General features: G+C 66.3%; 10 protein-coding genes. 4 read left to right on the top strand and 6 right to left on the bottom strand.

The genetic code is table 11. The features are described from left to right. Window positions 1-111 precede the first annotated feature (111 nt). A complete protein-coding gene (locus tag ML401_RS03800) occupies window positions 112-1,728 on the top strand; it encodes a phosphoenolpyruvate carboxykinase (protein WP_194405741.1) in 1,617 nt (538 codons plus the stop codon). Window positions 1,729-1,827: 99 nt separating this feature from the next. Here ML401_RS03800 and ML401_RS03805 read toward each other — a convergent pair whose 3' ends face one another. Both ML401_RS03805 and ML401_RS03810 read right to left on the bottom strand, forming a co-directional pair. Beyond that, a complete protein-coding gene (locus tag ML401_RS03805; protein ID WP_285809943.1) occupies window positions 1,828-2,643 on the bottom strand; it encodes an acyl-CoA thioesterase II in 816 nt (271 codons plus the stop codon). Between the two features lie 94 nt (window positions 2,644-2,737). After that, window positions 2,738-5,263: a glycogen/starch/alpha-glucan phosphorylase gene (locus tag ML401_RS03810; protein ID WP_285809945.1), complete on the bottom strand. Its 2,526-nt coding sequence runs from the start codon at window positions 5,261-5,263 to the stop codon at window positions 2,738-2,740. Window positions 5,264-5,460: 197 nt separating this feature from the next. Here ML401_RS03810 and ML401_RS03815 point away from each other — a divergent pair, with 197 nt between their 5' ends. Continuing rightward, window positions 5,461-5,706 carry a hypothetical protein gene (locus tag ML401_RS03815; protein ID WP_285809948.1) on the top strand — a complete coding sequence of 82 codons (246 nt, stop codon included), beginning with the start codon at window positions 5,461-5,463 and terminating at the stop codon, window positions 5,704-5,706. Between the two features lie 35 nt (window positions 5,707-5,741). On the opposite strand, the gene ML401_RS03820 is transcribed toward ML401_RS03815, so the two are convergent. Beyond that, complete coding sequence (locus ML401_RS03820; protein ID WP_285809951.1) at window positions 5,742-6,605, bottom strand: LysR family transcriptional regulator; 864 nt, start codon at window positions 6,603-6,605, stop codon at window positions 5,742-5,744. A gap of 99 nt (window positions 6,606-6,704) precedes the next feature. On the opposite strand from ML401_RS03820, the gene ML401_RS03825 reads away from it, so the two are divergent. Together ML401_RS03825 and ML401_RS03830 are read left to right on the top strand one after the other, a co-directional pair. Beyond that, window positions 6,705-7,616, top strand: a complete 912-nt coding sequence (locus ML401_RS03825; RefSeq protein ID WP_285809953.1) for a DMT family transporter — start codon at window positions 6,705-6,707, stop codon at window positions 7,614-7,616. A 14-nt stretch (window positions 7,617-7,630) separates the two neighbouring features. Continuing rightward, the gene (locus ML401_RS03830; protein ID WP_285809955.1) at window positions 7,631-8,404 is read left to right on the top strand and encodes an MBL fold metallo-hydrolase; all 774 of its coding nucleotides are present in this window, start codon (window positions 7,631-7,633) and stop codon (window positions 8,402-8,404) included. A gap of 234 nt (window positions 8,405-8,638) precedes the next feature. Here ML401_RS03830 and ML401_RS03835 read toward each other — a convergent pair whose 3' ends face one another. The 3 genes from ML401_RS03835 to ML401_RS03845 all read right to left on the bottom strand — a co-directional run bounded on the left by ML401_RS03835 (window position 8,639) and on the right by ML401_RS03845 (window position 14,159). Further along, window positions 8,639-9,409, bottom strand: coding sequence for a TIGR02186 family protein (locus ML401_RS03835; protein ID WP_285809956.1), 771 nt, complete (start codon window positions 9,407-9,409; stop codon window positions 8,639-8,641). Beyond that, complete coding sequence (locus ML401_RS03840) at window positions 9,406-10,323, bottom strand: sulfite exporter TauE/SafE family protein (RefSeq protein ID WP_259215438.1); 918 nt, start codon at window positions 10,321-10,323, stop codon at window positions 9,406-9,408. The genes ML401_RS03835 and ML401_RS03840 overlap by 4 nt, the downstream gene beginning before the upstream one ends. Before the next feature lie 353 nt (window positions 10,324-10,676). Then, entirely contained in the window at window positions 10,677-14,159 is a 3,483-nt protein-coding gene (locus ML401_RS03845) for a hypothetical protein (RefSeq protein WP_285809959.1), read from the bottom strand. Window positions 14,160-14,230: the final 71 nt, after the last annotated feature.

The following is a 14,230-nucleotide window of genomic DNA, read 5'->3' on the forward strand; positions in this document are numbered from 1 at the left end:
TTCATGATTATTAGGTCGTTCAGCCGAGGCCGAATGGCCCATTCATCACGGTGACTGCGACGGCGCCAGGCTTGGTCCGCTAAATGTCGCGGGTTCTAGGAGGATTTTTTCGTGCAAGAGACGGGCGTGCGCAACGGTGCCTTCGGCGCCGACAAATTCGGCTTAAAGAATCTCAAGCAGGTTCACTGGAACCTGGGTGCGCCGCAACTCTATCAATATTCGCTCGCGGCGGGCGAGGCGGTGCTGTCCGCTGACGGTGCGCTCTGCGCCGACACCGGCGAGTTCACCGGGCGCAGCCCGAAGGACAAGTTCACGGTGCGTGACGCCACCACCGACAAGAAGATGTGGTGGGCCGGCAACCAGTCGATCACCGCAGAGCAGTTCGAGACGCTCTACCAGGACTTCCTCAAGCACGCCGAAGGCAAGAAGCTGTTCGCGCAGGACCTCTATGGCGGCGCCGACCCGGCCTACCGGATCAAGACGCGCGTCTTCACCGAACTCGCCTGGCACTCGCTGTTCATCCGCACGCTGCTGATCCGTCCCGAGGCGATCGAGCTGTCGACCTTCGTGCCGGAGCTCACCATCATCGACATGCCGAGCTTCCGCGCCGATCCCAAACGTCACGGCTGCCGCTCGGAGAACGTCGTCGCGATCGATTTCGCCCGCAAGATCGTCCTGATCGGCGGGTCTTATTATGCCGGCGAGATGAAGAAGTCGGTCTTCACCACGCTGAACTATTACCTGCCCGAGCGCGGCGTGATGCCGATGCACTGCTCGGCCAATGTCGGCGCCAAGGGCGACACCGCGATCTTCTTCGGGCTGTCAGGCACCGGCAAGACCACGCTGTCGGCCGATCCGAACCGCACGCTGATCGGTGACGACGAGCACGGCTGGGGCCCGAACGGCGTCTTCAATTTCGAAGGCGGCTGCTACGCCAAGTGCATCAAGCTGTCGCAGGAAGCCGAGCCCGAGATCTTCGCGGCCTCGACCCGCTTCGGCGCAGTGCTGGAGAATTGCGTGCTCGACGAAGACACCCGCGTGGTGGATTTCGACGACGGCTCCAAGACCGAGAACACGCGTTCGGCCTATCCGCTCGACTTCATCCCGAACGCTTCGCGAACCGGCCGCGCGCCGCAGCCGAAGAACGTGGTGATGCTCGCCGCCGACGCGTTCGGCGTGCTGCCACCGATCGCAAAGCTCTCGCCCGCGCAGGCGATGTATCACTTCCTGTCCGGCTACACCGCCAAGGTCGCCGGCACCGAGCGTGGCCTCGGCAACGAGCCGCAGCCGGAATTCTCGACCTGCTTCGGCTCGCCCTTCCTGCCGCTCGACCCATCCGTCTACGGCAACATGCTGCGCGACCTCATCGCCCAGCACAATGTCGATTGCTGGCTGGTCAACACCGGCTGGACCGGCGGCAAGTACGGCGTCGGCTCGCGCATGCCGATCAAGGTGACGCGCGCGCTGCTCACCGCGGCGCTCGACGGCAGCTTGCGCAACGTCGAATTCCGCACCGACAAATATTTCGGCTTCGCGGTCCCGACCGCGCTGCCGGGCGTCCCGGCCGAGATCCTCAACCCGGTCAACACCTGGAAGGACAAGGACGAGTTCGACAAGACCGCCCGCGCGCTGGTCGGCATGTTCCAGAAGAACTTCGCCAAGTTCGAAGCCCAGGTCGACGCCGACGTCCGCGCCGCCGCGCCGGACGTGAAGCTGGCGGCGGAGTAACCTCTCGCATCGTCATCAATGCAAAAGGGCGGCCGCGAGGCCGCCCTTTTTGTTTGCAGGTTCTTTCCTTCTCCCACAAGGGGAGAGGGGAAGAAGCAGCTACGCCTTGAAATACGCGATCTGCGTGCTCGTCGCGAGCAGCCGCCCGTTCGGCGACCACAGCTCGGCATTCTGGTCGGCGTAGCTCTTGTGCATGATCTTCGAATCCGCCGTCGCCAGGACGCGCGTGATGTCTTCGGCCGCGAGCTCTTCGCTGTCCGTGTGAAAATAGGTCGTCAGCGACACCGTGCCGAACGGCACCAGCTCGCGCCGCGCGTGGAAGATGCGGCCGAAGAAGGCGTCCGACATCGACATCAGCGACAGCATGTCGAGCTTGCGCGGCGTGCGGTCGCTGATCCAGATCTTCGAATAGGTGCTGGCAAGCTCGGCTTGGGGCGGGCCGATCCGCATCTCGCCCTCGACGAAGCGGAATTCGTACTGGTTGGCCCAGGACGCCGCGATCTTCGGGAACGGCATCGTCTCTTCGAACGACTTTGTTTCAGGATATTGCGCCACCCGATGCTCCCAGGACGGCCGGCGCTCGGCGAACACGGCGGTCGCGAGCGTTGCGACTTCGCCGCCGCCCTGGCTGAGCTCGACGCTCCAGTGCTGGCTGGAGCGGTTGGCCTTCACCAGGCGCACATCGAGATCGAACGGGCCCTTGGCGATCGGCGCGCAGTAATTGACGGTCAGCGCCAGCGGATCGCCGGCGGCTTGCGGATGCTCGATCAGCGCGCGGAGGATCGTCGCGGCGGTGGCGCCGCCGAACGGGCCGACAAAGGCCCAGTAATCGTCGCTGGTGTGCCCCTGCCAGCTGCTGTCACCCGCGGTGATGCGGGTGGCGTCGTCGAAGGGATGCGGGAGCTTGGCGTGCATTGTTTGATCCGGCTTTCAATGTCGAACGTCATATCACGTCCGACGCCGGCTGATGCAATTACCTCTGACGTAGCCGCTTCCATGCCGCGGAAAATCAGCCCGCGACGTCGCGCAGATCAGGCAGCAGCGGCGTGGTCGGGTTGACCGGCACGTTCCAGATCTCCTCGGCGTATTCGCGGATGGTGCGGTCCGAGGAGAACCACGCCATGCGCGCGACGTTGAGGATGGAGGCGCGGGTCCAGGCCGGCGTCACCTGCCAGCGTGCGTCGACCGCGCGCTGCGCTTCGTAATAGGAATCGAAATCGGCGCTGACCATGTAATGGTCGAGATAGCGCAGCGCATGCGCGATGGATTCGAAGCGGCCGGGATCGCCGGGCGAGAATTCGCCGGTGCCGATCGCGTTGATGGCGCGCTGCAGCTTCGGCGAATTGAGGATCACGTCGGAGGCGTCGAGCCCCTGCTTGCGCCGGATCATCACGTCGCCGGCCTCCATGCCGAAGATCGCGATGTTCTCAGCTCCGACATGGTCGCGGATCTCGATATTGGCGCCGTCGAGCGTGCCGATGGTGATGGCGCCGTTGAGCGCCAGCTTCATGTTGCCGGTGCCGGAGGCTTCCATGCCCGCGGTCGAGATCTGCTCGGAGAGATCGGCCGCCGGAATGATCACTTCGGCGAGGCTGACATTGTAGTCGGGCAGGAACACGACCTTGAGCTTGCCGCCGATCGCGGGATCGTTGTTGACGACCTCCGCGACGTCGTTGATCAGCTTGATGATCAGCTTGGCGTAGCGGTAGCTCGCCGCCGCCTTGCCGGCGAAGATCTTCACCCGCGGCACCCAATTGCCGTCGGGATTGTCCTTGATCGCCTGGTAAAGCGCGACCGTCTCGATGACGTTGAGCAACTGGCGCTTGTATTCGTGAATGCGCTTGATCTGCACGTCGAACAGAGCGGTCGGGTCGACCTTGATGCCGAGCCGCTCGCCGATCAGGCGCGCCAGCGCGGTCTTGTTGTGCAGCTTGACGGTGCGGAATTTCTTCTGGAATTCGACGTCGCTGGCGCGGGCCTCGATCAGCGAAAGCTGCGAGGGATCGTCGAGCACGGCCTCGCCGCAGGTCTCGCGCAACAGATCCGTCAGCTTCGGGTTCGCCAGCATCAGCCAGCGGCGGAAGGTGATGCCGTTGGTCTTGTTGGTGATGCGGCCGGGATAGAGATGGTTGAGGTCGTGGAACACGGTCTCGCGCATCAGGTCCGAATGCATCCCCGAGACGCCGTTGATACGGTGCGAACCGACGAAGGCGAGCTGGCCCATGCGCACGCGGCGCCCGCTCTTCTCGTCGATCAGCGAGACCGAGGCGCGGAAGTCGATGTCGCCGGGGCAGCGCGCCTCGGCCAGCGCCAGATGCTGCACGTTGATGCGGTAGATGATCTCGAGATGCCGCGGCAGCAGCCGCTCGAACAGCTCGACCGGCCAGGTCTCCAGCGCCTCGGGCAGCAGCGTGTGGTTGGTGTAGGACAGCGTGGCGACCGTGATCTTCCAGGCCTCGTCCCAGCGGAAATTGTGGAGGTCGACGAGGATGCGCATCAGCTCGGTGACGGCAAGGCTCGGATGGGTGTCGTTGAGCTGCACCGCGACCTTGGACGACAGGCTGCGGAGCTGGCCGTCGGAGGCGAGGTGCCGCTTCACCAGGTCCTGCAGCGAAGCCGAGACGAAGAAATATTCCTGGCGCAGCCGCAGCTCGCGGCCCGCCGGGCTCTCGTCATTCGGATAGAGGAATTTGCAGATCGCCTCCGCGCGCGACTGCTCGGCGCTGGCGCTGACATAATCGCCTTTGTTGAAGGCATCGAGCTTCAGCGGATCGGGCGAGCGCGCCGACCACAGTCGCAGCGCATTGACGTGCTGGCCGCGCCAGCCGACGATCGGCGTGTCATAGGCGATCGCCTGCACCGTCTCGCCGGGATGCCAGATCGCGCGGTCGCGGCCCTTGTCGTCGATATGCTCGACGGCGCCGCCGAAATTGATGTCGTAGATCACCTCGGGCCGCTGCAATTCCCAGGGGTTGCCGAAGCTCAGCCATTCGTCCGGATATTCCTGCTGCCAGCCCTGATTGATGATCTGGCGGAACAGGCCGTAATCGTAGCGGATGCCGTAGCCGATCGCGGGGATCGACAGCGTCGCCATGCTCTCCATGAAGCAGGCGGCGAGCCGCCCCAGGCCGCCATTGCCGAGCGCGGCGTCCGGCTCGCATTTGCGCAGCTCGGGCAGCGAGACGCCGAGATCGCCGAGCGCGACCTCGAAGATCTTGAGGAGGCCCATGTTGTTGAGCGCGTCGCTGAACAGCCGGCCGATCAAAAATTCCAGCGAGAGATAATAGACGCGCTTGCGGCCGGCGTCGTAGCTGTGCTTCTCCGCGGTGAGCCAGCGATGCACGATGCGGTCGCGCAGCGCGAGCGCCGCGGCCTGGTACCAGTCGTGCTTGGTCGCCATGCCGGCATCCTTGCCGATGGCAAGCCGCAGCTTCGCCAGGATCACGCCCTTGATCTCGGCCAGCGCGAGCTCGTCGATGGGCTGCGTGGCAGCGGAAGAACTGGGCTGGAACGATGAATCTTGCAAAGCTGTCATTTCCTGGTCGACGAAGCGCTACTCACTCTACGCACCCTGCTCCTGCACCGGAACCATCGCTGGCGCGGCCGTGTCCTGCACGGAGGTAAAATTATGCAAGGAACGGGCCGATTTGGGAACCCGGACGAGCACGGAGAAACCTAAGTTTCCGTGCTAGATTGCCGATCAATTCAGCATCAGTGTGGAGGAATATTCCCATGAAACTGCTGAAGCGACTGCTGATTGAAATCGCCGCCGCGGCCCTGCTCGTCATCTGCATCAGCGCCTCCGGTGCCGCATTTGCCGCCGGCAAGCCCGGCCGCAGCGCGGATGGCCTGAGCTGCGGCTTCACCGTCCCGCAGAATGCCTCGCCCGCGGCGCGCTGCGCCGCCATCAAGCGCCAATGCGGTGGCAAATTTTACGCGAATGCGTGCGGCGACAGGCTGATGTCCGCGGTGAATTGAGAGCCGGGCGGCAATCGTCGCGGCTCAGGCTGCCTTCAAGCCGCCTTGGCCTGCACCGCATCGCAAAATTCGGCAAGACGGTCCGCAAGCCGCAGCGTGGCCGGGCTGGCATCGGGCGAAGCCATCAGTGCGACCTCGGTCTTGTCGATCGGCGCAAAACCTTCCTTCACCGTCAGCACGCGGTGGTCAGACTGGATCGACATCTCCGAGAGGATGCTGAGGCCCATGCCGGCGGCGACCGCGGCCTGGATGCCTGACAGGCTCGAGGAGGAATAGGCCATGTGCCAGGCGCGGCCGATGCTTTCCAGCGCGTGGATGGCGCCGGCGCGGTAGAGGCAGCCAGCCGGGAAGCCGATCAGGGGCACGGATGCGGCGTGGACGTCGACCGGATGGCTCTTGCTGGTCACCCAGTGCACCCGCTCCGGCCACACCGCGATGGCGCCCTTCTCGCCGGCGGCGCGCTTGAACAGCGCAAGGTCGAGCTCGCCGCGCTCGAGATCGCGCGCGAGGTGCTTGCTCTGGTCGGCGCGCACGTCGAGCCGCAGGCCGGGATGCGAGCGCGCGAACGCGCCGAGCAGCTTGGTCAGCCGGTACGCCGCGAAATCCTCGGGGATGCCGAGCCGGATCGCGCCCTCGCCCTCCGGCTGGCGCAGCACGTCGCGCGCCTCCTCGGCCAGCGAGAGCAGCCGGCGCGCATAGGACAGCAGCCGCTCGCCGGCCTCGGTCGGGCGCACGTTCTTGCCGTCGCGATGCAGCAGAACCTGGCCGACATCGTCCTCCAGCCGCTTGATCTGCTGGCTGACCGTCGACTGCGTGCGGTGGACGCGCGCACTGGCGCGGGTGAAGCCGCCGGCCTCGACCACCGAGACGAAGCTGCGCAGCAGCTCAAGATCGAGCATGGCTGCCTCCATTCGAAAATCAACTGATTGGAAGTTAATCATTTAATTTCCAAATGACAAGCGGCCTCCCTAGATCGAGGGTTCAGGAGAATGCCCCTCATGTCGCTCGCCCCCTCGATTTCCGTCCCTCACAGCCGCTTCAACACGCTGCCGCTCGCCATCGGCCTGTTCTGCCTGCTCTGGAGCTATGCCTTCGTCGCCGGCAAGATCGGCGTCACCCATTGCCCGCCGCTGGTCCTGCTCGCCGCGCGCTTCTCGCTCGCCGGCATCTTGATCCTGGGTGCAACGCTGATCCGCGGCGAGGCCTGGTCGCTGTCCTGGCGCGATGCGGCAATCTTCGCCGTGCTCGGCATCGCCAACAACGCGCTCTATCTCGGCCTCGGCTACACCGGCCTGCAATCGGTGTCCGCCGGCCTCGGCGGCCTGATCGTCTCGGCCAATCCGGTCTTCACCGCGGCGCTCGCAGCCCTGCTGCTCGGCGAAGGCATGACCTGGCGCAAGGCAAGTGGCCTGCTGCTCGGCATCGCCGGCGTGACGCTGATTGTCTGGCATCGGCTGTCGGTCGGCACGGATTCCCTGCACGGCATCGTGTTCACGCTGGCCTCGCTCGCCTCGATCGTCGCGGGCACCATCCTGTTCAAGCTGCTGGCGCCGAAGGGGTCCCTGTGGATCGGCAACGGCGTGCAGAACCTCGTCGCCGGCCTCGTGCTGACGCCGGTCGCTCTCACCTTCGCCGATGTCCACGCGATCGATGTCACGCCGGGCCTGATCGGGGCCTTCGCATTCCTCGTGCTCGGCGGCTCGATCCTCGCCTACTGGCTCTGGTTCCATCTCCTGAAAGTGTGCGGCGCGACCGCCGCCAGCGCCTATCATTTCCTGATGCCGCCGCTCGGCATGCTGTTCGCGTATCTTGTCCTTGGTGAGCATGTCGAAGCGCGCGATCTGCTCGGCATCATTCCGGTCGCGCTCGGCATCTATCTGGTGACGCGGCCGGCGAAGACCGTCGCATAAGAGGAGTTTGTCCCATGCCCATTTCCATCACCCTGATCGGCGGCCCCACTGCGCTGATCGAGATCGACGGCTTTCGCCTGCTGACCGATCCGACCTTCGATGCGCCCGGCGCCTACCAGCTGCCGCATGTGAAGCTGGAGAAGACCATCGGCCCCGCGTTGAAGCCCGAAGCGATCGGACCGGTCGATGCCGTGCTGCTCAGCCATGACCAGCATTCGGACAATCTCGACAATTCCGGCCGCGACTATCTCCATAAGGTCAAGCGCGTGCTGACGACGGAAGCGGGCGCAAAGCGCCTCGGCGGCCATGTCGAGGGCCTAGCGCCCTGGGCGACTTCGCATCTGAAGGATCGCGACGGCAACACGCTGACCATCACCGCAACGCCGGCGCGCCATGGCCCCGCCGGCATCGAGCCGCTGTCGGGCGACGTGATCGGCTTCGTGGTGTCCACGAGCCGCAAGGACACGACTTCGGTCTATATCAGCGGCGACACCACCTGGTTCGACGGCGTCGCCGAAGTCGCGCGCCGCTTCAAATGCGGCGTGGTGCTGCCCTTCGCCGGCGCTGCGCAGACGCGCGGGCCGTTCCATCTCACCATGGATACCAACGACACCATCGAGACCGCGCGCGCCTTTCCTAATGCGATGATCGTGCCCGTGCATACCGAAGGCTGGGCGCATTTCCGCCAGAACAGCGAGGATCTGCGCAAGACGTTCGACGCGCTCGGTTTCGGACCACGGCTGCGCCTGCTGGAGCCGGGCGTGCCGACGGTGGTGGAAGCGCCGTAGCTGCCGCGGCCGTCATTGCGGCCATTCATGCACGAACGCAGGTCTCGTGCCCCGGACGCAGCGCAGCGCCTTTTCGGCGGTGCGCTGCTGAGCCGGGGCCCATGCCTCCGCATTCCATCACGGGCTTTCTGGTTCCCGGCTCGCACCGCAACGCAAGAGCGTTGCGCCGCGTCCGGGACACGAGAGGAAGGAACGCGATAAACACAACCTCCCTCATTGCAATGACAGCGATCGTCAATCCTTCCTGAACACGATCGACGCCATCCACCCCGTCATCAGCGCCATCGCCGCCGTGACGAGGCCGTAGATCAACCCGTTCTGCCGGGCGGTGGTGGCGACGAACTGTTCGAAGCCGACCTTGACGATCTCGAACGCGGTCTCGGTCTTGCCGATGAACGCGCCGTTCGCGAACAGCTTGATCTCGACTTCATAGGTGCCGATCGGCACTTCCGCCGGCAGCGGGATGCCGGTGCGGAACAGGGTCGGCGTCAGGAATGTCACTGCGCTCGGATCCTCGCGATAGAGCCCGTGCTGGGTGCGCAGGCGGATGAAGGCCGAACGGAACGCGTCGTTCGGCACCACGTCGGCATAATCGCCGCCGACCCGCTGCGTCAGCAACACGTTGTTGAGCCCGATCTGCTGCCGCCGCGCGATCTCGGGCGAGGTGATGGCGTCGAAGGGGCGGTTGGCGAACAGCGCGAGATAGCTCGGCACCTGCAGGAACTGCCGATAGTCGGTGTTGATCCAGATCCCGAAGGTGCGTTCCTTGCGACGCGTCACCATGTCGGCGCGCGGGCCCATCACGGTGACGACGAGATCGTAGGACGTGCGATCGGCGGGTGTGGTGGCGTCCTTCTCCACCGAGCCGAACAGCACCAGCTCCTCGCCGGAATAGTTCGGCGTCACCGTGACGCGGTGGTTGGAGACCGACACGATCAGCCGCTCGGCGCGGGCGACCGAGCCGAGCAGCAGGACGAGCAGGAGTGCGAGCGCCGTGTGCCTCATCCGCTCGCTCCGAGGTCACGGATGGTGAAGAGGTCCGCAGGCTGGATCGCCAGCTCGATCGCGAAACGAAGTCCGACCGAGAGGATGAGCAGGCCGAGCAGCAGCCGCAGCTGCTCGCCGCGGATCTTCTGGCCGGCGCGGACGCCGAACTGCGCGCCGGTGACGCCGCCAACCATCAGGATCAGCGCCAGCACGGCGTCGACGAGGTGATTGGTCACCGCGTGCAGCATGGTCGCGAACAGCATGGTGACGAGGGTGAGGACCATCGAGGTCCCGATCACCGTCGAGGTCGGCACCCGCAAGAGATAGATCATGATCGGCACCAGGATGAAGCCGCCGCCGATGCCCATGATTGCGCCGATGAAACCGATCATGATGCCGACGACCACCACGGGGATCACCGATAGATAGATCTTCGAGCGCTTGAACCGCATCTTCAGCGGCAGGCCGTGGATCCAGTTGTGCGTGCGGCGCGGCGGCAGTGCGCCGCGGCGGGTCCGCATCAGCGCGCGCAGGCCTTCCGAGAACATCAGGCTGCCGACGGTGGTGAGCAGCACGACGTAAGACAGCGCGATCATCAGATCGAGCTGGCCGAGCGCGCGAAGCTGCGTAAAGGTCCACACGCCGAGCGCCGTACCCGTCACGCCGCCGCATAACAGGACGCTCGCCAACGCTGGATCGATCGCGCGCCGCCGCCAATAGGACAGCGCGCCGGAAAACGAGGACGCTGCGATGTGGCTGGTGACCGAGGCGACCGCGACCGCGGGCGTGATGCCGATGAAGATCAGCAGCGGCGTCATCAGGAAGCCGCCGCCGATCCCGAACATGCCCGAGACGAAGCCGACCGCAGCGCCCATCGCCAGCACCAGGAAGACGTTGACGGGAAGATCGGCGATCGGAAGATAGAGCTGCATCGAAGGACCACGCTCCGGCGAGACGGATCGACTATCGCGGAATGCCCGCCGGACGGTCGGAACGATTGCCGCGCCCCTCAATAGCGGAATTTGCTGGCGGGAGGGACCCTAGAAATTCTGGCGTGGTGAATGACGCGATTGATGCACGATGATGTCCGTGATCGTGGCCACAACCAAGGTGCGCTCCCTCCCCCGCTTGCGGGGGAGGGTTGGGGAGAGGGTACCTCGGCGGTGGGACTCCCCAAGAGGAGAGAACCCCCACCCGCCGCGCTTCGCGCGTCGACCTCCCCCGCAAGCGGGAGAGGTGCACACCGAGCGCGTGGCTCGTACTGTCCGTCTAAAGCTGTTCGCGTCTAATGCGCAGCCGAGGCCGACTTCTTCGCCGCGACCGGCTTCGGTGCGGGCTTGGCGCTCGCCTGCGGGGCGCTGTCCCAGCCACCGGCGGGGGCTGCGACATTGACCGCATCATCCGGCTGCGGCTCGGCCGCAAAAGTCTGGATCGCGAGCTTGGCGGCGGCGAGCGATTGCGGGTCGAGGCGCTTGGCGACGTCGTCGCGCTTGCCGGACGCATCCGCGTCGCCCTGGGCAGCGGCGAGGCTGAACCACTTGTAGGATTCGGCGAGGTTCTGCTCGACGCCGATGCCGCGGGCATAGAGGATGCCGAGGTTGAACTGGCTGTCGGCGACGCCGCGATCTGCGGCCTTGCGGAACCATTGCGCCGCGCTCTTGTAATTCGCGCCGCGTCCGCCGCCATCGGCGTCGAGCACCGCGAGATTGTGCATCGCCTTGGCGTTGCCGCGCTCGGCGGCCTGGGTGTAGTAGCGGCGCGCGATGTCGGCGTCCTTCTTCACCCCCAGGCCCTTCTCGTAGAGCGTGCCGAGGCGGAAGGTCGCGGGGATCACGCCGGCCTGTGAGGCGCGGTCGTACCATTTGGCGGCTTCGTCGTAATTCGTCGCAACGCCCTTGCCCTCGGCAAAGCGCAGACCGATCTCGTAGGCCGCGGTCGCATCGCCCTTCATCGCGGCGCTGCGCAGGCCGGGGCCGCCGATACCGTCAGGCAGCTTTTCGCTCGGCGGCACCTGGATGAAGCCGAGCTTGGCGCGGCTCGTGCCCGACAGCGCGCCGGTGACGTCGCTGCTCGGCGCAACTGCGGGCGGCACCGTGGCCGGCGCCGCCGGAATCTCAACCGAGGCCGAGTTGCCGGCGGGAGCCGGCGCGGAATTGTTCTGGGATTGCCGTCCGATCGGCGTCGGCGAGGTCATCGATGGCGTGACCTGCTCGGGCGTGGCGGGCTTGTTCTCGATCACCGGCGGCGGCGGAGGGGCCTGCGGCGCGGGCTGGCTGGACGTGTCCATCGCCTGCGGCGCCGGCGACGGGCTGCCTTCGAGCAGGTTCATCGCCATCTTGAAGGTGCCGAGCACGATCACGACCACGCTTGCGCCGACCAGCAGCGAGCGGATCTTCGAGGTGATGGTCGAAGCGCCGTCCTTGCCCTTGTCCTTGCCGCGATCGGCGCTGGCCTTTGCACCACCCTTGGCGCCACGCGCCGGCTTTTCCGGCTGCGCGGCGGCTGCCTGTGCGGCGCGGCGGGCGGCCGCGATGAAGCTCGACGACGAGACCGGCTCTTTCGCAGCAGCGGGAATGTCGCTGATCGCGCTCTCGGAGGCGGCGATGCGCTCCGACGGCGTGGCGGCGCGTCCACCCGGCCGTGTGCCTGGCTCGAGCGGATGATCCGGCGGCAGTTCGGGTGCGAGCGCTGCGCGGGCGGGCGCCGTATGCGGCTCCAGGATCTCGCTGATCGCGCGCGGCGGAATCGGCGGTGCCGACGGCACCGGCGGCGGCGCGGCGGGGGCAGCGGCATGGAATTCACGCGGCGCGGCGGCGAAGGCGGCGTGTGCCTGCTGCTGCGCGGCGGGATTGGGAAGCTCGGGCTTCGGATCGTATTTCGGCTGCTGGGCCTGCGGCCGCGGCTCGCGCGCGACAGGCGCGGGCTCCATGGGAGCAGCCATGGGAGCCGCCATGGGAGCCGCCATCGGCATCGGCTGCGGCGCGGCGGCCGGCGGCGCCGTGCGCACCGTGCGCAGGTCGCCTTCGATCATGGACAGGCGATCGACGACATGGCCGAGCGCGCTGTGGACGGCGTCGAGCGAGTCCTGCGTGCTGCGGTTGGTCTCGGCTTGGCTGAAGCGGATGTCGGACAGCTCGCGCTTGACGAGATCGACAACGCCGGAATCGGCAGGTGCCGAACTGCGGCTCTCGGCCAACGCGGAATAGGTCGCCTGCTGCCGCTCCAGGTGCCGGAGGATGTCGTGCAGCCCGTCCTCGACGCGGCTCAAATTGCCGTTGCGCGGGTCGGAGGCGGCTTCGATCCGCTCCAGCAGGTATGAGACGCGCTGTTCGAGATGGGCGAAGGTCGAGGCGGAATCGTTGCCGACCTGCATGCGGTCGAAGCGGTCCGACAGCGCGCGGATCGCGGATTCGAGATGCTCGGTGCTTTCGGACGGCTGCGGCCGCTCGCGGGTTTCCAGCGCCGCGGTGAGCGCGGCAATGCGCTGCTCCAGCACCGCAAAGCTGTCGCCCTGGCCGGAGGCGCGGGTGACCTGGTCGACCTTGGAGGACAGCAGCTGCACGTCTTCGGACAGGCGTGCCAGCGCTTCGTTGGAGGCGACGTTGGAAACGATGCCGCGCAGCGCCGAGATCGCGCTTTCGAGCTGATGCACGGTCGAGGGGTCGTCGTTGGCGCGCAGGATCAAATCGAGCTTGGCGCCGAGATTGCGGATCGCCTCGTCATAGCCGGTGAGCTGCTCGGCCGGCGTCAGCGTGCGCAGCACCTGCTTGATGTCGGACAGCGCGTGCTCGATGCCGGACAGCACCTGGCCGTCGGTGCCGTTGGACCGCGTCTCGTCGATGCGCCGATGCAGCGAGCGGATCTCGTTCTCGATCGATTCGATCGCGCGCCGCGGCATCGCCTCGGTGATGGCGGTGCGGATCTCGGCAAGCTCGCTGCGGAAGGCGTTGATCGCCTGCTCGGTATTGTCCGGCCGCTGCAGCGATTCGATCTGGCTCGTGATCTTGAGCAGATGGCGCTCGAGCGAGGAGAAATCCGGCCCTGCTTGCGGCGGCGGCGCATAGGCAGGCGCGGGCGGCGCCGCCATTGGTGTCATGGGCGGCGCGTAAGGAGCAGCCGAAGGCGCAATCGATGGCGCGGCGCGCGGCGGCATTTGCCGCGGCGTAAAGCCGTCGAGCTCGCTCTGCCGCGCGGTGATCTCGGCCACGGCGACGTCGAACGACGCGGGGCTCAGGGGAGGGGAGTTGCGATAGACCTGCGCGGCCGCGCGCTCGACCATGTCGGCCTGGCGCTGGCGTGTTTCAACGGGCGAGGGCGCAGCTGCCGGGCGCGGCGCTTGCGGCGACTGGGGCTGCTGCGGCTTGGAAATCTGCGACAGCCGCGCATCGAGCCGCGAGATCGCGTCGTTGAGCTGGCGCGCGACGCCCTGCTCGCGCGAGACCTCCCTTGAGGAATCCTGGCGCGGCGCGGGCTTTGAAATTCTTTCGATCTGCTGGGTGATCGCGTCGAGCCGCTGATGGATGTCGGCGACCTCGCGACTTTCCTGGCTCGGTCCTTGATTCGGTCCCTGGCTCGGTCCTTGGCTCGGAACGTGCGCGGCTTGCGGACGCTGGTCGTAAGATCCGCGAAAGTTTGGCGGGGCAGTTTCGCCGAGCGTGGAGTTCAGCCAATCGTTGAGGGACATGCCGGCTCTGCGCGCAGCAGCTTCGGCCCGCTCCCTGACGGATGGGTCGATGCCGTCAACACTCCACGATACGCGCGAATTCATGACTCTGTCCGGTTCCGACTCCGGCGCCCCACCCGGCGCCTCCAGTCTCCCCACGCGTGCCGGTTGCAAAG

The sequence above is a fragment of the Bradyrhizobium sp. 62B genome, from assembly GCF_030272265.2.
Taxonomy (GTDB): Bacteria; Pseudomonadota; Alphaproteobacteria; order Rhizobiales; family Xanthobacteraceae; genus Bradyrhizobium.